The sequence below is a fragment of the Reyranella sp. GW821-FHT12G01 genome (genome assembly GCF_058806575.1).
Genome location: NZ_JBXAPV010000002.1, coordinates 75,084 through 95,681 on the forward strand (window position 1 = coordinate 75,084; position 20,598 = coordinate 95,681).

At 66.0% G+C, this 20,598-nt stretch carries 19 protein-coding genes; 10 read left to right on the plus strand and 9 right to left on the minus strand.

What is annotated here, in order from left to right:
• Nucleotides 1–110: 110 nt before the first annotated feature.
• Together AC1RP5_RS19880 and AC1RP5_RS19885 are read left to right on the plus strand one after the other, a co-directional pair.
• A complete protein-coding gene (locus AC1RP5_RS19880) occupies nt 111–1,238 on the plus strand; it encodes a cache domain-containing protein (RefSeq protein WP_493113572.1) in 1,128 nt (375 codons plus the stop codon).
• Nucleotides 1,235–2,338 carry a hypothetical protein gene (locus AC1RP5_RS19885; protein WP_493113574.1) on the plus strand — a complete coding sequence of 368 codons (1,104 nt, stop codon included), beginning with the start codon at nt 1,235–1,237 and terminating at the stop codon, nt 2,336–2,338. Before AC1RP5_RS19880 ends, AC1RP5_RS19885 begins: the two co-directional genes overlap by 4 nt.
• Before the next feature lie 2 nt (nt 2,339–2,340).
• Here AC1RP5_RS19885 and AC1RP5_RS19890 read toward each other — a convergent pair whose 3' ends face one another.
• Nucleotides 2,341–3,108, minus strand: coding sequence for an N-acyl homoserine lactonase family protein (locus AC1RP5_RS19890; protein ID WP_493113575.1), 768 nt, complete (start codon nt 3,106–3,108; stop codon nt 2,341–2,343).
• Nucleotides 3,109–3,110: 2 nt separating this feature from the next.
• Complete coding sequence (gene gatB / locus AC1RP5_RS19895; protein WP_493113577.1) at nt 3,111–4,559, minus strand: Asp-tRNA(Asn)/Glu-tRNA(Gln) amidotransferase subunit GatB; 1,449 nt, start codon at nt 4,557–4,559, stop codon at nt 3,111–3,113.
• A gap of 91 nt (nt 4,560–4,650) precedes the next feature.
• On the opposite strand from gatB, the gene AC1RP5_RS19900 reads away from it, so the two are divergent.
• The 4 genes from AC1RP5_RS19900 to AC1RP5_RS19915 all read left to right on the plus strand — a co-directional run bounded on the left by AC1RP5_RS19900 (nt 4,651) and on the right by AC1RP5_RS19915 (nt 7,463).
• Entirely contained in the window at nt 4,651–4,977 is a 327-nt protein-coding gene (locus AC1RP5_RS19900; protein ID WP_493113578.1) for a VOC family protein, read from the plus strand.
• On the plus strand, nt 4,974–5,447 hold the full coding sequence (locus tag AC1RP5_RS19905) for a GNAT family N-acetyltransferase (protein WP_493113580.1): 474 nt from the start codon (nt 4,974–4,976) through the stop codon (nt 5,445–5,447). Before AC1RP5_RS19900 ends, AC1RP5_RS19905 begins: the two co-directional genes overlap by 4 nt.
• 66 nt (nt 5,448–5,513) lie before the next feature.
• A complete protein-coding gene (locus tag AC1RP5_RS19910; protein WP_493113581.1) occupies nt 5,514–6,497 on the plus strand; it encodes a Bug family tripartite tricarboxylate transporter substrate binding protein in 984 nt (327 codons plus the stop codon).
• A 3-nt stretch (nt 6,498–6,500) separates the two neighbouring features.
• A complete protein-coding gene (locus tag AC1RP5_RS19915; RefSeq protein ID WP_493113582.1) occupies nt 6,501–7,463 on the plus strand; it encodes a Bug family tripartite tricarboxylate transporter substrate binding protein in 963 nt (320 codons plus the stop codon).
• 34 nt (nt 7,464–7,497) lie between these two features.
• On the opposite strand, the gene AC1RP5_RS19920 is transcribed toward AC1RP5_RS19915, so the two are convergent.
• Both AC1RP5_RS19920 and AC1RP5_RS19925 read right to left on the minus strand, forming a co-directional pair.
• Entirely contained in the window at nt 7,498–9,213 is a 1,716-nt protein-coding gene (locus tag AC1RP5_RS19920; protein WP_493113584.1) for an N-acyl-D-amino-acid deacylase family protein, read from the minus strand.
• A gap of 52 nt (nt 9,214–9,265) precedes the next feature.
• The gene (locus AC1RP5_RS19925) at nt 9,266–10,222 is read right to left on the minus strand and encodes a Bug family tripartite tricarboxylate transporter substrate binding protein (RefSeq protein ID WP_493113585.1); all 957 of its coding nucleotides are present in this window, start codon (nt 10,220–10,222) and stop codon (nt 9,266–9,268) included.
• A gap of 300 nt (nt 10,223–10,522) precedes the next feature.
• Here AC1RP5_RS19925 and AC1RP5_RS19930 point away from each other — a divergent pair, with 300 nt between their 5' ends.
• The 4 genes from AC1RP5_RS19930 to AC1RP5_RS19945 are packed head-to-tail and all read left to right on the plus strand — an operon-like array spanning nt 10,523 to nt 14,546.
• The gene (locus AC1RP5_RS19930) at nt 10,523–11,794 is read left to right on the plus strand and encodes a tetratricopeptide repeat protein (protein WP_493113587.1); all 1,272 of its coding nucleotides are present in this window, start codon (nt 10,523–10,525) and stop codon (nt 11,792–11,794) included.
• 7 nt (nt 11,795–11,801) lie between these two features.
• A complete protein-coding gene (locus AC1RP5_RS19935; protein WP_493113589.1) occupies nt 11,802–12,920 on the plus strand; it encodes a PIG-L family deacetylase in 1,119 nt (372 codons plus the stop codon).
• A gap of 49 nt (nt 12,921–12,969) precedes the next feature.
• Complete coding sequence (locus AC1RP5_RS19940) at nt 12,970–13,938, plus strand: ATP-grasp domain-containing protein (RefSeq protein WP_493113590.1); 969 nt, start codon at nt 12,970–12,972, stop codon at nt 13,936–13,938.
• A complete protein-coding gene (locus AC1RP5_RS19945) occupies nt 13,926–14,546 on the plus strand; it encodes a histidine phosphatase family protein (RefSeq protein ID WP_493113591.1) in 621 nt (206 codons plus the stop codon). Before AC1RP5_RS19940 ends, AC1RP5_RS19945 begins: the two co-directional genes overlap by 13 nt.
• On the opposite strand, the gene AC1RP5_RS19950 is transcribed toward AC1RP5_RS19945, so the two are convergent.
• The 5 genes from AC1RP5_RS19950 to AC1RP5_RS19970 form a co-directional block, all read right to left on the minus strand.
• Complete coding sequence (locus tag AC1RP5_RS19950) at nt 14,522–14,662, minus strand: hypothetical protein (protein ID WP_493113593.1); 141 nt, start codon at nt 14,660–14,662, stop codon at nt 14,522–14,524. The genes AC1RP5_RS19945 and AC1RP5_RS19950 overlap by 25 nt on opposite strands.
• Nucleotides 14,659–16,155 (minus strand): glycosyltransferase family 2 protein, encoded by a 1,497-nt coding sequence (locus AC1RP5_RS19955; RefSeq protein ID WP_493113595.1) that lies wholly within the window; start codon nt 16,153–16,155, stop codon nt 14,659–14,661. The genes AC1RP5_RS19950 and AC1RP5_RS19955 overlap by 4 nt, the downstream gene beginning before the upstream one ends.
• Before the next feature lie 16 nt (nt 16,156–16,171).
• Complete coding sequence (gene gatA, locus AC1RP5_RS19960) at nt 16,172–17,644, minus strand: Asp-tRNA(Asn)/Glu-tRNA(Gln) amidotransferase subunit GatA (protein WP_493113597.1); 1,473 nt, start codon at nt 17,642–17,644, stop codon at nt 16,172–16,174.
• Nucleotides 17,645–17,647: 3 nt separating this feature from the next.
• Entirely contained in the window at nt 17,648–17,965 is a 318-nt protein-coding gene (gene gatC, locus AC1RP5_RS19965; protein WP_493113598.1) for an Asp-tRNA(Asn)/Glu-tRNA(Gln) amidotransferase subunit GatC, read from the minus strand.
• 77 nt (nt 17,966–18,042) lie between these two features.
• Nucleotides 18,043–20,556, minus strand: coding sequence for a cation:proton antiporter (locus AC1RP5_RS19970; RefSeq protein ID WP_493113600.1), 2,514 nt, complete (start codon nt 20,554–20,556; stop codon nt 18,043–18,045).
• Between the last annotated feature and the right edge of the window lie 42 nt (nt 20,557–20,598).

Sequence of the window (20,598 nt, forward strand, 5' to 3'; positions counted from 1 at the left end):
CCGGCTGGCGCAGGTATGCGTCGGCCGGCAATCGCTCCCGCTTTCGCCTGCACCCTGCGACACGTATCATCAGGGTGTATCGGGCATTGCCCGGAAAGTCGGGGGACTTCATGACATTTCGCCGGAGCGCACCGGCGGCGTTGATCGCCGCGGTGGTGATCGTCGTCGCGGGTCTGACCTTCATGTCGACCCGGCTGTTCAGCGGCCTCACCACTTCGGTCGAACAGAGCCAGTTCCAGCTCATGCAGTCGATCATCGACACCGCGTTGAAGGACGCAGGCGACGAAGCCCTGGCGCGCGCCGACATCATCGCCTCGCTGCCGCTGACACGGCAGGCCCTGGCTTCGAAGGATCGCGACAAGCTGCTGGCCGAGTACGCCGAGATGTTCGCGATCCAGCGCGACCGGCGCGGCGTCGACCAGGCGCAGTTCCACGTGCCGCCGGCCCAGTCGCTGCTGCGGCTCCAGGCGCCGGCGCAATTCGGCGACGATCTCTCGCAGTTCCGGCCGATGGTCGTGGCCGTCAACCGCGAACACGCCGCCCGCAAGGGACTGGCGATCGCCGCCGGCGGTCCCGCGATCTTCGGCGTCGCCCCGGTGCTCGACGCGCAGGGACAGCATGTCGGCAGCTTCGAGTTTGGCCTCGCCTTCGCACCGATCATCGACGGCTTGAAGGCCGCCTACGGGCTCGACTTCTCGGTCTTCATCGAGGAGAAGCCGCTGCGCCAGTATGCGCGCGCCATCAATCCGGCGGTGCTCAGCGAGCAAAATCGCGTCGGCCGCTTCATCCGCCTCTACACGACCAACGGCACGCTGATGCGCGATCTCGCCAGCGACGCCGACATCTCCGCCGCCAGCGAGCCCACGCGCTACACGCGCGACGCCAAGGACGTGCCCTACGGCGTGCTGCTGGTGCCCCTGCGCGACGGCGCCGGCGAACCGCTGGGTGTCATCGCCGTCGCACGCGACTTCAGCAGTTCCCGCGCGGCCGCCGGCCAGTCCCTGGTCTGGCAGATATGCCTGGCGATCTTCGCCATCGTGATCCTGGCCGGTGCGATCCTCGTGGTGGTGCGCGGCTTCCTGCTGCGACCGCTCGACGTGCTGGACCGACGCTTCGCCGCCATGACTGCTGGCGAGCGCACCGGGGCGATCGAGGATGCGGACAAATTCGCGCCGGAGATCCGCCGCCTCGCCGGTTTCGGCGAACGCATCGTCGAGCGCGAGAAGGCCGCGCCGTGAAGACCTCGCTCCGAACCCTGGCGCGATGCCTGGTCGCCGCCTGGGTGGCCTGGCTGGCGGCTGCTTTCGTGCCGGCGATCGCCGCCGACACGCCGCGCCCCGGCCTTCCCACCGGCAAGGGCCTGCCGATCCAGGTCAAGGTCGCGGTCGCGTTTCTCGCCGTCGAATCCTTCAGCGAGAACACGAGTTCCTTTAAAGGCACGGTCGACCTGCGCCTGCGCTGGGTCGATACGCGCCTGCGCAAGCCGGATGCCGAAGCCAATGGCCCGCCCAGGGTCCTGCGCGGCGCCGATGCCCAGGCCCAGCTCGACGAGCTCTGGGTGCCCAAGGTCGAGATCGTCAACCAGCGCGACGAGCCGAGTTACTCGACGATCGGCCTGCGCCTCTTTCCCGACGGCCAGGTCGAGATGACACGCCGGATCTCGGCGGAGTTCACCACGCCGGTCGATATCGGCCGCTTCCCCTTCGATCACCAGGACCTGCAGGTCGAGCTGGCCGTGCGCGACCAGACGGCCGACACCGTGACCCTGGAGTACGAGCAGCGCGATCTCGACTACAGCCGCGCCGTTGCCGGCGCAAAGCTCGATGGCTGGCAGATCGGCGCGGTCGAACTGGCCAGCGAGCCGATGCCGGGTTGGTATGGCGCATCGCATGCCCGCGTGGTCGCCTCGCTCGAAATCACGCGCGAGCCCGGCAGCGTCATCGCCACGATTTTCATCCCGTTGTTCGCCTCGCTGCTGATCCCGCTGCTGGGCATCTGGCTCAACCGGGTCGAGGACGGCGTCTTCCAGATCGAGACGTTCGAGTTCGTGAACCTGATCGTCGGCGGACTGTTCGCCGTGATCGCGCTCAACTTCACCGTCAACTCGACCTATCAGGTGCTGGGCGCCGGCGACAATCCGGTGAGCCGGCTGTTCGCCCTCAACTACCTGACCCTGGGCGTCAGCCTGATGGTCAACGTGCTGCTGTTCCGCTTCAACCTGGTCGGCCGCTGGCTGGGCCGCTACGCGCAGGAGCAGCTCTACCTGTTCCTGATCTGGGCGGTGCCGCTGCTGGTCCTCGTCACCGCCGCCTCGGTGATCCTCGTCGCAATGGTGTGAGGCTAGAACGCCGGCACCGGCGCCTGCGGCACGTCCTTCCAGAAGTCGGGGTCGTGGCCGAAGAACAGGCGGGCGCCGCCTCTCTCCAGGGCTTCGAGCCGGTCGAGCGAGGCCAGCATCTGCTCGCGGTCGTAGACGAAGCGTGGCAGGCGGCGTTCGCGCAAGGTGCGGCAGAAGTAGCAGGCGTCGCCGGTGATCACGATCTCGCCCGCCTCGGTCCGGATCTTCAGCGATTGATGTCCGGGCGTGTGACCGTAGGTCGGGATACAGACGACGGAACCATCGCCGAACAGGTCATGCTCGCCCTCCACCAATTTCAGCTTGTGGCCGTGGTCGAAGTCGGCGCGGAAGAAGCCGACCTTGGTGGCCAGCTCGGGATCCTGCGCTGCTTCCCATTCGCGCTTCTGCACCACCATCGTGGCGTTGGGCAACAGTTCGTTGCCGCCGGCATGGTCGAAATGCAGGTGGCTGTTCACGATGAAGTCGATCTTGCCGGGATCGCGGTCGATCGATTCCAGCCGGGACTTGATATCGTCGTCTGGGCCGTACTGGTCGAAGCCGAAAATGCGTGCGACGCCGGCGCCCATGCGGCCGGCCGCATCGGTACGGCACTGCGGGTGCATGCCGGTGTCGAACACCGCCCGTCCCTTGGGATGTTCGATCAGGTAGGAAGGAATGGGCAGCGCCACCTGCCCGTCCTCGCCCTCGATCATGTCCTTGAGGCGACCGACCAGGCGGCCGCAGGTCATGGCGTAGAGCTTGGCGGTCATCGTCAGGCGTCGAGCGCTTTCTTCAGCAACTCATTCACGACCTTCGGGTTGGCCTTGCCGCCAGTCGACTTCATCACCTGGCCGACGAACCAGCCGTACAGCGTGGGCTTCGCCTTGTAGGCCGCGAGCTGGCCCGGGTTGGCGTCGATGACGGCCTTGATGGCGGCCTCGATCGCGCCGGTATCCGTCACCTGCTTCAGGCCACGTTCCTCGACCAGGACGGCCGGGTCCTTGCCCGTCTCTTCCATGGCGACGAACAGGTCCTTGGCGATGCGGCCCGAGATCGTGCCGTCGGCCTGCAGGTCGAGCAGCTTGCCGAGGTTGACGGCGCTGATCGGCGAGGTCTCGAAGGTGGCGCCGCGCCGCTTCAGCATGGCGAAGAAGTCACCCATCACCAGATTGGCGGCCTGCTTGGCGTCGCGGCCCTTGGCGACGGCCTCGAAGAACTCGGCCGTCTCCTTCTCCGCGATCAGCACGCCCGCGTCGTAGGGCGAGAGGCCGTAATCCTTGATGTACCGGTTCTTCCGCGCATCCGGCAGTTCCGGCAGGGTCGCGCGGATCTGGTCGACATACTCCTGCGTGAAAATCAGCGGCAGCAGGTCGGGATCGGGGAAGTAGCGATAATCCTGCGCGTCTTCCTTGGAACGCAGCGAGCGCGTTTCGCCGCGGCCCGGATCGAACAGGCGCGTCTCCTGGGTGATCTTTCCGCCGCCCTCGATGACCTCGATCTGGCGGCGCGCTTCGTACTCGATCGCCTGCTTCACGTAGCGGATCGAGTTCACGTTCTTGATCTCGCAGCGTGTGCCCAGCTCGTCGCCCGGCTTGCGCACGGAGACGTTCACGTCGCAGCGCATGGAGCCCTCGTCCATGTTGCCGTCGCAGGTGCCGAGGTAACGCACGATCGAGCGCAGCTTGGCGAGATAGGCCGCAGCCTCGTCGGAGGTACGCATGTCGGGCTTGCTGACGATCTCCATCAGCGCCACGCCCGACCGGTTCAGGTCGACATAAGTCTGGCTCGGGTGCTGGTCATGCAGGCTCTTGCCGGCATCCTGCTCGAGATGCAGCCGTTCGATGCGGATGGTGCGCGTCTTGCCGTCGGGCAGGTCGATCTCGACCACGCCCTCGCCCACGATCGGATCCTTGTACTGCGAGATCTGATAGCCCTGCGGCAGATCCTGGTAGAAGTAATTCTTCCGGTCGAAGATCGAACGCAGGTTGATCTGCGCATTGAGCCCGAGACCGGTGCGGATCGCCTGCTCCACGCAGCGCTCGTTGATCACGGGCAGCATGCCGGGCATGGCGGCGTCGACCAGCGACACCTGGGTGTTGGGATCGGCGCCGAACGTGGTCGGCGCGCCGGAGAAGAGCTTGGCGTCGGAAACCACCTGGGCATGCACTTCCAGCCCCAGGACGATCTCCCACTCGCCGGTTTCACCTTTGATGAGCGACATGGCCGGTAAATAGCCAATACCGCCCCGCTTGGCAAAAAAATCGATCCGTGGCCTGCTCCCTCCAGATCGGGGAGCCACCATGAAACTTTCCATGCGCCGCGTCGTGCTTTTCACCAAGGACATGCCGCGAATGACCGCCTTCTACCGCGACGTACTCGGCCTGCGCCTGCAGAAGGACGAAAAAGGGTGGAAGGAATTCGACGCCAACGGCTGCGTCATCGCCCTGCACAACGGCACCTCCGAAGTCGGCCGGCGCCCGCCCAAGATCGCCTTCTGGGCTCCCGACATCGAAGCCGCCCGCCAGGAGCTGATCTCCCGCGGCGCCCGGATGTCCAAACTCATGTCCGGTCCCGGCCTCGTACGCTGTGAAGGCAAGGACCCGGACGGCAACCCCTTCATGATTTCCGACCGCGAATGACGATCCACATACGCGACGCCACGGAAGCCGATGCCGCTCAGGGCTGCGAGGTCATGCGGCGCTCCATTCGCGAACTCTGCGTCCTCGATCACCAGGGCCATCCCGAGATCCTGGCGCGCTGGCTCGGCAACAAGACTCCCGATGTCTTCAGGAGCTGGATCACCCAGCCGGGCAATTCCCTGATGGTCGCCGTGCAGGAGGGAGCGATCATCGCCGTTGGCGCCGTCACCGACAGCGGCGAAATCACTCTCAACTATGTATCCCCCGATGCCCGTTTCCGCGGCGTCAGCCGGGCGCTCCTCGCCGCATTGGAAAGGCGTGCGGCCGAGCGCGGCAACGCCGTCTGCACCCTGTCGAGCACGGCAACGGCACGCCGCTTCTACTTTGCGAACGGCTACGAGGAAGCCGGCTCCCCGCGCCACAATTTCGGCACAACATCGGGCTTTCCGATGCGGAAGGTGCTGAAGTAAAAGCATGAACAAGGAGCGGCCGCTGCAAGGTCGCCCACAACAAGACGTATCCGCAGGGAGGATCACATGACGACGTTCAAGCGCCGCACGCTGCTCATTGGCGCCGCCGCAACGACGCTGACGGCACCCGCCATCGTGCGCGCCCAGAACGCGGCCGACTGGCCCAAGGGCGCCATCAAGGTGATCGTGCCGTTCCCGCCCGGCGGCTCGACCGACCCGGTGGCGCGCATCATCCAGGCCAAGATGATCGAGAATACCGGCTGGAACATCCTCATCGACAACAAGCCGGGTGGCACCGGTGCGGTCGGCTCGGCCATCGCCGCCAAGTCGCCACCCGATGGCCAGACCTGGATGCTGACCTTCGACAGTCACATCCTGAACCCGGCCTTCGCGTCCGGCCTGGCCTACAAGGATTCCGAGCTCCTTAACGTGATGCTGATCGGCCGTACGCCCCAGGCGATCTGCGCTCACCCCGACCGCCCCTACAAGACCTTTGCAGAGGTGATCGCCGACGCGAAGGCGCGGCCCGGCAAGGTCAATGTCGGCGTTTTGGGCGCCAGCCAGGCGCTGGTGCTGATGACCCTCATCAAGAAAGAGAACGGCGTCGACCTCAACCTGATCCCCTACAAGGGCGGCGGCCCGCTCAACCAGGACATCCTGGCCGGCGTCACCGATGTCGCCATCGGCAGCCTGACGTCCTTCAGTCCGCACGTCCGTGCAAACAAGGTCCGCGCGCTCGCCGTGACCGGTGAGAAGCGCACGCCGGCGCTGCCCGACACCCCGACGCTGATCGAGCAAGGCGTGAAGAGCTTCCCCTCCTACTCATGGTGGGGCGTCTATGCGCCGACCGGGACCCCGCGCCCGATCGTCGACCGCATGCACGCGGAGCTGAAGAAGGCCGTGCTTGCGCCCGATGTGACGCAGAAGTTCATCGAGCAGTTCAACATGGAGATCCTGACGACCTCGCCCGAGGAGTTCGCTGCCTATCAGAAGAGCGAACAGGAGCGCTGGTTCAAGGTGATCAAGGAAAACGACATCAAGGGCGACTGATCCATGACCCTCCGCCGGCGAACGCTGCTCCCGTTGATGGTCATGCCCGCCGTCGCGCGGGCGCAGGGTTCGGACTGGCCGAGGGGTTCGATCCGTGTCGTCGTACCCTTCCCGCCCGGCGGCACCACCGATCCGGTGGCGCGTCTCCTCGCCGCGAAGGTCAGCGAGAACACCGGCTGGCAGACGGTGATCGACAACAAGCCCGGCGCCGCGGGTGCGATCGGCGCCGGCATCGTGGCGAAGGCGCCGCCGGACGGGCTGACCTGGATGATCACGTTCGACAGCCACATCCTGAGCCCTGCCTTCACGCCGAACCTGCCCTACAGCGACTCAGAACTCCTCGGCGTGACGCTGGTCGGCCGGGCGCCGCTCGCCGTCGCCTGCCATCCCGACCGCCCCTACCGCACCATGAGCGATGCCGTCGCCGACGCGAAGGCGCGTCCGGGCAAGGTGAGCGTCGGGTTGCTGTCGGCCAGTGGCGCCTTGCTGCTGACGGCCTACCTGCAGAAGGCCAACGGCTTCGAACTCAACCAGATCTACTACAAGGGTGGCGGCCCGACGGTGCAGGACGTGCTGGCCGGCGTCACCGACATCACCGTCACCACGCTGGGCGCCCTGCAGCCGCACTTCCGCAGCGGCAAGCTGCGGCCGCTCGCGACCACCGGCGACAAGCGCGCACCGAGCCTGCCGGACGTGCCGACCCTGGCCGAACAGGGCCTGACGACCTATCCGACCTATTCGTGGTGGGGCGTCTATGTGCCGGCCGGCACGCCGCGCGCGATCGTCGATCGCATGAACGTCGAATTCACCAAGGCGGCCGGCTCGCCTGACGTCGCACAGAAGTTCGCCGAGCTGATCGACATGGAGATCGTCGCCAGTTCGCCCGAGGCCTTCGCCGCATTCCAGAAGAGTGAGCAGGAACGCTGGTTCAAGGTGATCAAGGACAACAACATCAAGAGCGATTGATCGCTCTCGATGTTGGTCCTCTGCAGGCCGGTCGTTAGGCTCGTGCGCCGCGAACCAGGCGGCCCGGCAGCGCGCCGGTCGCCTCGCCGTCACGGTACGTGACCTGGCCGTTCACGATCGTCGCGCGGTAGCCGGTCGCGCGCTGCAGCAGGCGCTTGCCGCCTGCCGGCAGGTCCCACTTCATGATTGGCGCTTCGACGCGGAGCTTGTCGAAGTCGATCACGTTGAGGTCGGCCTTCTTGCCGACCGCCACGATACCGCGGTCGCCGAGACCGACGGCCTGGGCATTGTCCTGCGTGTGGCGCTTCACAAGCCACGACACGTCGAGCCGGCCCTGCTTGCGGTCGCGGCCCCAGTGCTGGAGCAGGTAGGTCGGGTACGAGCCGTCGGAGATCAGACCGACATGCGCGCCGCCGTCGCCGAGGCCGATCAGCGTATGCGGGCTCTGCATCATCTCGCTGCAGCAGTCGAGATTGTAGGCCGCGTAGTTGGCGAACGGCGCGAAGATGAAGTTCTTGCCCTCGCCCTCGATCAGGTAGTCGTAGATCAGCTCGCGCGGATCGCGGCCCTCGCGCGCGGCGCGGGCGCCGAACGAAGTCTCCTGCGGCGGCTCGTAGTTCGGCGGATCGCCCAGCGGGAACATGCGATCGAAGTCGGTGAGGCGCGCGGCCATCTCCGAGCGCATCGGCTCCTGGCTCTCCTTCAGGATGCGTGCCCGGAAGGCTGGATCGCGCATGATCGCCAGACGATCCTCGACCGTCTTGTGCTGGATTTCCTTGTAGGCGGCGCACATCGAGAACGGGATGCGGCTCGCCTGCAGGCCCTGCAGCACGCCGATCGGCCGCGGCGCGACCTGCGCCTTGGCGCTGTGGCCCTTGGCGACCAGGCCCTCGACGAGGCCGAGCAGGCGACGCCAGCCGTCGGGCCGCGAATGACGCTGCGCCAGCGAGACCGAGAACGGGCGGCCCGAGGCGGTCAGCAGCCGGTCGAGCATCTCGAACTCGCTCTCCGGGTTCGGCGTGTTGAAGTCGGAGATGAACTCGATGACGCCGCGGCCGGCATCCTTCATGCCGAGCGCGATGCCGAGCAGTTCCTCTTCCGAGGCGCGCAGCGACGGCGTCGGATCGCCCTTCACCGTGCGATGGTTCAGCGTGCGCGAGGTCGAGAAGCCGATGGCGCCATCGCGCATCGCCTGCGTGGTCAGGGCGCGCATCTGCGCCACCTCCTCCGAGGTCGCTTCTTCCAGACGCGCGGCGCGCTCGCCCATCACGAAGACGCGCAGCGCGCCGTGTGGGAGCTGGGCGCCGAGATCCATGTCGCGCGGCTTGGCGTCGAGCGCGTCGAGATACTGGCCGAACGATTCCCACGACCAGTTGAGGCCTTCGTCGAGCGCGGCGCCGGGAATGTCCTCGACGCCTTCCATCAGCTCGATCAGGCGCTGGCGGTCCTCGATCTTCACCGGCGCGAAGCCCACGCCGCAATTGCCCATCACCGCCGTGGTGACGCCGTGCCAGCTCGAGGGTTGAAGGTAGGAATCCCAGGTCGCCTGGCCGTCATAATGGGTGTGAATGTCGACGAAGCCGGGCGTGACCAACATGCCCTTGCCGTCGATCTCTTCCTTGCCCTGCCCGCTCACCTTGCCGACGGCGGCGATCTTGCCGTCCTTCACCGCGACGTCGGCTTCCTTGATCGCAGCACCGGTGCCATCCGCCACGTTGCCGCCACGCACTACAAGATCGAAATCCGCCATGTTCGTTCACTCCCGGGGTTTGCATGAGATTACCCCTTGAGCGACGCGGTCTCTACGGTTGCTTCAATCCAAGCTGCGGTATCAGCACGCCCATTTCGCGATACGAGGTGATAACGGTCGACGTGAACGCCGCGCTGTCCTTGAACGAAGCCGACGAGCTGAGCTTGCCCATGAGATCGGCGTATCCGGGCGCGGTCTGCATCTCGCGACCGAGCGCTTCCCAGCGCGCGATGACCGGCGACGGCACGCCCGCGGGCGCGACGAGCCCATAAAAGATTGGCACGCCAACCGGCCAGCCCACTTCCTTGTAGGTCGGCACGTCGGGATACCCAGCGATGCGCTCCAGCCCGCTCTCAGCCAGCAGCCGCACCTTGCCGCTCGACGCGTAGGGCGGGAACTCGGCGGCTACCAGCGCATCGATCTGGCCGCTCAGCAGGCCGAGGATCGCGTCGGCGCCGCCCTTGTAGGGAATGTACTGCGCCTGGACGCCGAGATGGCGGAAGGCCGCTTCCGTGGCGATATGCGGCCCGCCATTGGTCGAGGCGGTCGACCAGTTGAGCTTGCCGGGATTGGCCTTTGCCCAGGCCACGAGTTCCTGCGCCGTCTTGAAGGGACTGTCGGCGCGCACGAACAGCGGCTGGGCACTCACGAGGTACTGGAAGAGGAACGTGAAATCCTTGTCGGTCGCATAGGGGACGGGCTGGAAATATGGCGCCACGGCCACCGGGCTGGTCGTCACGACGCCCACCGTGTAGCCGTCGGGCGTGGCGCGGGCGACCTGGGCCATCGCAATGGTGGCGCCGGCACCGGGCCTGTTGTCGACGACCGCCGTTACCTTCCACTTCTCGCGGATATAGTCCGCCATCCAGCGCGCCGAGATGTCGACGCCTCCGCCGGCCGCGAAGCCCACGACGATCGTGATCTGCCGGGAGGGAAACTCCTCCTGGGCGAGCGCGCCGCCCGAAATGAGGGCGGTCGCCCCCGCCAGTGCGCTTCGCCGCGTGATCATCGATAAGCCCCCTCATGCGTTGGAAATCGAACGAAAAATCGCCTTCCAGCCCCCGAAACTTATGTCGAATCTGTGATCAGGCTTACGGCAAGATGAATAAATTGCACTAATATTGAGATTAACTTCCCTAAGCTTTCATGCTACCCCGCGACTGTGTGGAAAGACGCGTGGGGACGCGTCTTTTGTGTGTAGCGTAAGCCGTGTGGGGCGGCGTTGGGCGGGATCGGCTATGATTGGCCGGCCCCGGGTGCTTGGGAAATGGTGCGTCGCGGTAAAAGCGTCGTCCTGGCAGCCTGTCTATTGTCGTCGACCGTCGGGACCGCAGGGGCCCAGCAGGTCTGCGAGATCGATGAGGCACAGCGTTTGTTCGGCGAGCAGCCTAAGCCGCTCGCTCGGATCAACGAGCTGCTGTCCGCATGCGTGCGCGCCAACTCCAAGGATTATCGCGTCTACATGTTCCTGGGCGTCATGGCGCGAGACGCCGGCGACCAGAAGGAAGCCATCGCGCAACTGCGCAAGGCTTACGAGCTGGCGCCCAACGAGCTGAACCCCGCCCTCGAACTCGGCTTCACGCTCGAGGTGAAGCACCGCAGCGAAGCGGCAAAGGTCTACCGTGAGGTCCTCGCCCGCGATCCCGACGAGCGGCACGCCCTCCTCGGCCTCGCGCGCGTCGATCGATCCCAGCAGCGGCTGGAGGATGCCCGGCTCATCTACGACAGGCTGCTGCAGAAGAATCCCCGCGATGCCGACGCGTTGAACGGGCTTGCCTGGCTGCAGCTCTCCAACCGGAACCGCGAGGAAGCTCGCTCCGAGTTCCAGGTCGTGCTGGCGGCGGATCCGAACAACGACGAGGCCAAGATCGCACTCACCAAGGTCGACGAGGTCTACAAGTACGTCTTCGACACCAGCGGCACCTACGTATCCACGGAAAGCGGCAGCTCGGCGGGCTTCGGCGCATCGGCGCTGATCGGTCTCGATGCGTTCAACACGATCGAAATCGGCGAATACCACTACACCAACGAACTCCAGACGGTGACCTCGGCCGGCGTGTCCGTGCTGCCGTCGAACGACGTGCGTCTCGGTTTCTACCACACGGTGCCGACCTACTATAATTTCTCGCTCACCTACGATTACCGCTCGCACGCCAACCTGCCGACCGAGCACTGGATCGAGGGCGGCGCCGGCTTCTACGTTACCGACCGCATCAAGTGGTTCGGCACCTATCGCCAGGCTCTCGGCGCGCCGCAATGGAACGGCCGCCTGATCAGGACCGGGCTCGGCCTCATCCTGTCGGACTCGTGGGAAGTCGGCCCCAGCGTCTTCAGCTCGGCCCAGAACATCTACGCCAACTATCAGAACGTCTTCAGCTGGGTGTTCGACGTCACCTATCGCGGCCCGGAGAATCTCCTGGTCGTGTTCGGCGTCGGCTACAGCCCCGTCTTCAACAACGTCGACCTTCACGCACGCGCCATCGTACCGGTGACCGAGCGTTTCGGGGTGACGGGTTCGATTGCCTACAACTCAGTCAATGCCGACACGCGCGCCAGTGCCGGCCTTCGAATCAACTGGTGATGCTCAAATGACCCAGGCCATGAAGAAACCATTGCAGCAGAAGCAGCAGCTCCGTGTGGTGAGGTCCCCCTCCGAGGAGCCGCTCAACATCCTGTTCGTCGACGATGACGCTTCGGGAACGTCGCTGACCAAGCTGCGGCTCGAGACCGACCGCAACATCCATATCGGCTACGCCACCCAGACGGCCGACGCAGCCCAGCTCATGGCGGAGCGCGAATGGGATCTCGTCGCGGTCGATCCGGGTACCGACGGCGGCTTCGAGTTCCTGAAGCAGACCAAGGTGCTCAACCGCTACAGCTCGACCCTGGTGGTGGCGCGCTCGCACAGCCCGCAGTTCATCGAGCTGGCGGTGCAATGCCGGATCGAATGCCTGATGTTCAAGCCGGTCGACCTCTCGCACTTCACCGAGCAGGTGCTGCAGCTCGCGAGCGAGGCGCGCCTGCGCCGGCAGCGGAGCCAGCGGCGCGTGCTGGCGATCGGCGCCCATCCCGACGATGTCGAGATCGGCTGCGGCGGCGCCCTGCTGAAGCATCGCTCCGATGGCGATATCGTCAACATCCTGACCTTGAGCCGTGGTGCGGCCGGCGGCGACATCAACGCCCGCAGCCGCGAGGCGCAACAGGCCGCGTCCCTTCTCGGCGCCAAGCTGGAGTTCGGCAACTTCACCGACACCTACATCTCCGAAGGCACCGAGACGATCGAGCTGATCGAGGCCGCGATCCGCGAGTTCAAGCCGACCCATGTCTACACCCATGCGTCCGAGGACACGCACCAGGACCATCGCGCCGTGCACGCGGCGACGCTGGTCGCCGCGCGTGGCGTGCCCAACGTCTATTGCTATCAGGCGCCCTCCTCGACCGTGGATTTCCGGCCGAACCTGTTCATCGACATCACCGCGTTCATGAAGGGCAAGCTGCGCGCCATCGGCGCCTATGACAGCCAGGTCAGCCGCAGCCCGCTCCTGCAGGACGACATCATCGTCGCGACGGCGCGCTACTGGGGCCGCTATGCCGGCCATGTCCTCGCAGAGCCGATGAACGTCGTGCGCCAGCGTGACGGCTCTATCGGCAACGCGGAAGAGGATCGTTGGTCGCCTTCACAGGCCGAGCCGACGGCGGCAGAGTAGCCGCGCCCGCCAAGACACGAGCGACGACACCAGCGACGAGGTTCGAGCGATGCGTATCCTGATCACCGGCGCCGGTGGCCCTTCCGCCATCAGCGTGTGGAAGAGCCTGTCTGCCGACCACGAGATCCACATGGCGGACATCGACCCCTGCGCTGCCGGTCTCTATCTCGTGCCGGAGGAGCGTCGCATCATCGTTCCGCGCGGCGATTCACCCGACCTGGCGCCGGCCCTGCTCGCCGCCTGCCGCGCCCGCTCCATCGAGCTGCTGCTGCCGACCGTCGATGCCGAATTCGTGCCATTGGCCTCGGTGCGCGACCAGTTCGAGGCGCTCGGCATCGCGATGCCGATCTCCCCGCTGGAAGCGCTGCGCGTCTGCCGCGACAAGAACCTGCTGATCGATGCGCTGCGCGGCCGCGCACCCGTTCCCGAGAGCGAGCCTCTCACACCGGAGGCCGCCGCACGGGTTTCGGCCTTCCCTCGCTTCGTGAAGCCGCGCCTCGGCGCCGGTTCGCGTGGCGCGGTCAAGATCGGCAACCGCGAAGAACTCGATGCGCTGCCCAAGGACGGTTCGTTGCTCCTGCAGGAGTATCTGCCGGGCGAGGAATATTCCGTCGACGTCTACGTGCACAGCGACGGCCGGGTCATGGCCGCGGTGCCGCGCGAGCGCATGAAGACCGACTCGGGCGTCGCGGTCACCGCGCGCACACTCAGGAATCAGGAGCTGATCGACGCAGCCGTTCGAGTCGCCGAGGTGATCGGCATCCGTTACGTCTCAAACATCCAGTTCAAACGGGCGGCGGACGGCGTCTTCAAGCTGCTCGAGATCAATCCGCGCTTCCCCGGCACCTTGCCGCTCACCACGGAAGCCGGCGTCGACATGCCCAAGCTGATGATCGACGACGTGGCCGGCAAGAAGATGCCGGACGGCCTGCTGCCGTTCAAAGAGATCATGGTCGTCCGCTACTGGACCGAACACTATTTCGATTCGGCCGAATGGGAGAGGCTGTGCCGCCGGTAGCCGCCTGGCTGGTCCGTCACGGCCAGAGCACGTCAAACGCCGGCCTGCCGGCCACCGGCCACGGCGATATCCCCTTGACCGAACTGGGCCAGGAACAGGCCCTTGCCGTCGCGCGCCGCGTCGACCGGCAACCCGATCTCCTGATCGTCTCGCCCTTCCTGCGCGCCCAGCAGACCTGCGCGCCCATCCAGGCGCGCTGGCCCAAGGCACCGAGCGAGACCTGGGACATTTATGAGCTGACCTATCTCAGCCCCGAGCGCTGCCGCGGCACGACGGCGGCGACGCGCAAGCCGATGATCGATGCGTACTGGCAGCGCTGCGACCCGGACTACGCCGACGGTCCCGATGCCGAGTCGTTCGGCAGCTTCATGGGCCGGTTGCGCGATTTCCACGAGCGCCTGATGAAGCTCGACGGCGGCTTCGTTATCGCGGTCGGACACGGGCAGTTCTTCCGCGCCTACATGATCGGCCTGACCGCCGGCTTCGATCCCACGCCCGACTGGATGCGCAGCTACCGCGCCACCGAGGTCGCGACACCGCTCGCCAATGGCGAGATCGTCGAGTTGAGCGGCGAAGTGCTGGCCTACGCCGGGAAGAACAGGACGTAGGCGGCGACCAGGCCGGCGACGAACACGAAGGCCAGGAGCTCGCTCCAGATCAGCCTGGCTTCGACGCTCTTGTCGATCTTCATCAGCTTTTCGTACTCGGTCTCGTCGGACGTCATTTCAGGATCCTCGCCTTCCCCGACTTGACCGTCTTGTCCCAGCGCAGGTCGGCATTCCTGTACTGGGCGACCATCGCGCCGAACGAGATGGCACACATCACCGGACCGTAGCCGATCAGGATCAGCAGGATGTTGCGGAACCATCGCCACGCCCCCGCCCGGTCGATGCGAAAGACGATCCAGGCGAAGAACGTCGAGATGCCGGGCCAGGCCAGGATCATCTGCACCGGGATGTCTCGCCACGACCAGCCGATATGGCCCGACCAGTATGGTCCGTTGAACAGCGGGCTGACCGAGGGCGGCACCAGGATCAGCATCATGATGACCAGCGACACCACCCCGGGAAAGAGCAGCCCCTCCAGCCATGCCCTCTTGGCCGTCGCCGGATCGATCATCAGCGAGAACAGGGTCTCGAAGAGGTAGACGACGAGGGTCGCGCTCCAGAGCGCCGTGAACGCCGACCAGGCCCAGGCCGGCCTCAGATAGTAGAGGCCGATGACGCCCATCGATCCCGCCACCATGAAGATCGGCAGGAGCGCCACGCTGAACCACAGGATACCGAAGGTGAATCCGCCCAGCTTCGGATGCTGGCTGCGCCGGAACCACAGTTTCCGGAAAGCCGCCGTGAGCTGCAGGTTGCCGCGCGCCCAGCGAACCCGCTGCTTCCACAACGCTGCCAGACTATCCGGCTCCTCAGCCCAGACGATGGCGTTGCCGTCGAACACCACTCGCCGCCCGCCGAGCTGCGTCTTGAAGGTCGTGAACGTGTCCTCGGCCAGCGAACTCGTGTCGATCTGACCACCGATCGCCAGCAGGTTCTCGCGACTGTGAAGCTGGGCGCCGCCCGCCATGCAGGCCAGCACGCCCAGCACGTTCTGCGCCCGCCGGGCCGCCGCCTGGGCGGTGATGTATTCGAAGGCCACGAAGCGCGTGACGAGGTTGCCGGGGAAACTCCCCTCCTTCACGTAGGCCGTGACGCCGCCCACGGTCGGGTCGGCCAGATGGCGCGTCATGCGCCGCAAGGTGACCGGCTCGAACAAGACATCGGCGTCCATGATCATGATCGCCTCGGCCCAGTCCTCCGAGAGTATGATCTTCAGGCCGTGGTTCAGCGTATGGGCCTTGCCCTGGCCGCCGACCTCACGCCGCAGATGGAACACCTGTCCGGGATACTGCGCCATCTTCTCGCGCATGACCTCGGGCGTATTGTCGGTGCTGGCATCGTCGACGACGTAGATCCGCCATGCACCGTCCGGGTAGTGCATGTCCATCAGCGAATCGATGCTGGAGCCGATGACGTCGGCCTCGTTCCAGGCCGGCAGGACGAAGGCAACGCGCGGCGTATAGTCCTCGCACTTCGCGTAGTTGTTGCGAATGCTGTGCCAGCCAATGATGAGGTACTGCACGAGCGACGCGACCGTCGGCACCATGCCCAGCATCATGAGCACCAGGAAAAGCGCTGCGAGCGGGTCCGTCGGCTCGATCGAGCTCATGCCATGGCCCGACCGGTCAGTATCCCGCCGCCCGGCCGCTGAAAGCCGCCGCCTTCTCGAGAGCGGCCGCCGCGCGCAGGAGAGTCTCCTCGTCGAAGGAACGACCGATGAGCTGCAGTCCGAGCGGCAGGCCATCCTTGTCCATGCCGGCCGGCACGGAGATGCCCGGCAGACCCGCCATCGACGCGGGGATCGTGAACATGTCGTTGAGATACATGGTCACTGGATCGTCCATCTTGTCGCCGGCCGCGAAGGCCGCCGTCGGCGCGGTCGGCGTAAGCAGCACGTCGCACTTCTCGAAGGCTTCCTTGAAGTCGCGCGCGATCAGCGCCCGGATCTGCTGCGCCTTCTTGTAATAGGCGTCGTAGTAGCCGGCCGAGAGCACGTAGGTACCGATCAGGATGCGCCGGCGCGTTTCCTTGCCGAAACCCGCACCGCGCGTGTTCTCGTAGAGCTCGGTCAGGTCCTTGCCCGGCACACGCTGGCCGAAGCGCACGCCGTCATAGCGCGCCAGGTTCGACGAGCATTCCGCGGGGGCCACGATGTAATAGGCCGGCAGCGCGTACTTGGTGTGCGGCAGCGACACTTCGACCGGCTCGGCGCCGGCTGCCTTGAGCATCTCCATGCCCTTTGCCCACAGCGCCACGATCTCCTCGGACGTGCCGTCGACCCGGTACTCCTTCGGGATGCCGACCTTCATGCCCTTGATGTCGGGATTGCGCGCCGCGGCGGCAAAATCCGGCACCGGCAGCGGCGCCGAGGTCGAATCCTTCGGGTCGTGGCCCGACATGGCCTGCAGCATCAGAGCCGTGTCCTCGACGGTGCGGGCGAACGGGCCTGGCTGGTCGAGCGAACTGGCGAAGGCAACGACGCCCCAGCGCGAGCAGCGTCCGTAGGTCGGCTTCAGGCCGACGATGCCACAGAAGGCCGCCGGCTGGCGGATCGAGCCGCCGGTGTCGGTACCGGTGCTGCCGGGCACCATGTAGGCCGCGACGGCCGCCGCCGAGCCGCCGGACGAGCCGCCCGGTACCAGCTTGCGATTGTCGCCCTTGCGCCTCCATGGGTTCTCGACGCCGCCGAAATGGCTGGTCATGTTCGAGGAACCCATCGCGAATTCGTCGAGGTTGGTCTTGCCGACCATCACCGCGCCCGACTTCCACAGGTTCGCCGTCACCGTGCTCTCGTACTGAGGGATGAAGCCCTTGAGGATGTTCGAGGCCGCCGTCGTCTGCACGCCCTCGGTGCAGAACAGGTCCTTGATCGCGAGCGGCACGCCTTCGAGCAGCCCCGCCTCGCCCTTGGCGCGGCGCGCGTCCGAGGCCTTGGCCATCTCGCGCGCCTTGTCGGGCGTCTCGGTGATGAAGGCGTTGAGCCCGCGATGCTCGTCGAGCTTCTTCAGGTGCGCGTCAGCCACCTCGACGGCGCTGGCCTCTTTCTTGGCCAGAGTCGCGGAGAGCTGTGCGATGGTGAGATCGGTCAGCGACGTCATCGCCTACTCCACCACTTTCGGCACGGTGAAGAAGCCGCCGGCGTTCTTGTCCGAGGGATCGATATAGACAGCGCCGCCCGGCGCGTTGGCCAGCACCTTGGCCGCGACGCCGCCGTCGGTGACCTTGTCGGCGCGCATCGGCAGCGTCACGTCGGAGACCGACGACATCGGCTCGACATTCTTCGTGTCGACTTCGTTCAGTTGCTCGATCCAGGCAAAAATGCCCGAAAGCTCACCGGCCAGCGGGGCCAGTTCCTCTTCGGGAACTTTTAGACGGGCCAGTCGCGCGATGCGCGCCACCGTGTCCTTGTCGAGCGACATTCCAGCACTCCAAAACGCCCAGAAAACAACGCAGTAACCGGGGTTGGTAGCCGTTTTGCCTTACAGGAGCAACCCGACTAGGAGGCCGCCTTCGCCTGGTTCTCCGCGCTGCGGCGGGCTGCCACGGCCTCGACCTCATGCCGGACCTCGGGCCGGTGCGCGAGGATCTTGTTGAAGTCCCTCTTGTCGAGCATCAGCAGGTGGCAATAGCCGTTGGCGATGACGTCGGCGCTGCGCGGCTGCGAGGTGAGCAGTCCCATTTCGCCGAAGAAGTCGCCCTCCTTCAGCGTCACCTGGATGGCCTGGACGTGGACGATCACTTCGCCCGCCGCCACGAAGTACATGGCGTCCGAGGGCTCGCCGATCTCGACGATCTTTTCGCCCGGCAGCGCGACCAGGGCCCTTAGCCGCTTGCCGACCTCGCCGATCGCATCCTTGTCGAGCGAGGCGAAGAGCGACACCCGCGCGATCATGGCGCGCAGTTCGAGGCCGAGGTCGAGCGCTGGCCGCTGGCTCACCGCACCGCGCCGCTCGGCCAGCTTGTCGCGGAGGTTGTTGTAGACCTCGCGGCTGATGATGCCTTCGCGCAGACGCCGGACATATTCCGCCGATTCGAAGCGGATGGCGGCGCGTTCGAGCTGGCGCTGCTGCACCGATTCCGAATAGCCCGGATACTGTAGCGTCAGCGCCTTGAGGGCACCCTCCACACCGAGCTGGCGATTGCTGATCACCGCGGCAAGGCGTGCCTCGGCATCGTGTTCCAGCAGGTCGGCGATCGAGTTCGCGTTGAAGACGGCGAGTTCGCCCAGCACACTGAGCGAGACCATCAGGATCTCGAAACGATCGGCCAGCCGGTCGGTCAGCATCCGCTCGAAGCCGAAGCGACGGTGCAGCCACAGCGACAGGCGGAAACCGCGATCGGGCTTGGAAATCTCCTCGAGCCACTCCTCGTAGCCCTTCACGCCCTTGTCGCGCACCGTGTCGATCAAGCGGTCCGCGCTCGCCGCCAGCATCGCGACCATGCGGCGCGACAGGATCTGCTGCTCGAACAGTTCGAGATAGAGCTCTTTCTCGCGCGTGCAGAGCGTCACCAGCCCGATCTTGACGCGCTCTTCGAGGTCGAGCGCCAGGTCCGGCGGCACGGGTTCCGCCCCGGGATCGCCCATCGAAGCCGGATCGACCGCAAAGCCGTCCGTGCGCTCGTTGTGCTGGCGCATGATCTGCTGCAGGTGCCGGTCGACGTTGATGCGCGACAGCGCGAGCACGCGGTCGCGCAACGCCAGCTCGAGGCGGCTGAGCTTGTCGAGCCCGAACAGGTGCATGACGAGGCCGAGGGTCGTGGCGTTCACGAACAGGGTGAACAGCACGAACAAGACGGCCGAAATCGCGATGAAGTCGCGGACCTGCTCGGGAAGCTGATGATTGCCGGCGGCGACCATGGCCAGCACGATCGTCACCGCGCCGCGCAGTCCGCCCCACACCAGGATCGCCTTGTAGCGGCCGCTCACCGGCTGCACGAGCTTGAAGGTCTCCAGCACCGGCAGCATGCCGAACACCACCAGCGCGCGGGCCGAGAAGGCGCCGACCGCAACGGCGGCGACACCCCAGGCGTAGAGCCAGGTGATCTTCAGCAGCACGTCGGCCGCGATCATCGAGGCCAACACGAAGATGAGGCAGTTCGCCCAGAATTCGAGCTGGGCCCAGACCTGGCGCAATGCCGTCCACTGGCGCGGATGGAGGTGCGTCGGTCCATAGGCCGCCACGGTGAGTGCGGCCATCACCACCGAGACGACGCCCGAGACGTGCAGATAGCGGTCGGCGATGATGAAGCTGAGATAGGTCAGGCTCACCGTGACCGAGGCGATGGCTGCATCGGATTCGCCCAGCCGCGGCAGGATCATCATGGCAACCCGCGCCATGGCGAAGCCCAGCACGATGCCGCCCACGAACTCGCGCAGGAACACGCCGATGGCCGAAGTAGGATCGGCCGGCATGCCTCCCCCATCGGTCGAGGCGCGCGCGACCAGGATGCCCATGAACAGTCCGAAGGCCGCGATGGCCACCGCGTCGTTCAGCAGCGATTCGCCCTCGGCCAGGATCGAAAGCCGCTTGGGCGCCCCGACGTCGCGGAAGATGCCGATGACCGCCGCCGGATCGGTCGTCGAGACGACGGCGCCCAGCAGCAGGCAGACCACGATGTCCATGCCGGTCGCCAGGTGCACCACGCCCGCCACGCAGGCGATGCAGACGAGGACCGCGACGATCGCCAGCAGCAGGACGGCATGGACCTCGTCCATGAGACGCCGCACGTCGATCGTGAGGCCCGCCGTGAACAGCAGCGGTGGCAGGAACATGGGCAGGAACAACTCCGTCCCGACCTCGAGCTTGTCGAGGCCGACGAACGCGTCGCTCAGGACCCCCAGCTTGATGTCGCCGCTGATGATCCACGATCCCAGGAAGCCCATGCCCATGCCGGCGATGGCCAACAGCACGGTGTGCGGCAGCCGGAACCGTTCGGCGAGGGGCACCAGGACGCTGACGACGGTCAGGACCATCGCGATCGCCAACAGGGCGTAGAGAGTGTCTGTCACTTTTACCTGAACCCTACTCTCGGGCCGTGTCGACCCGGTCCA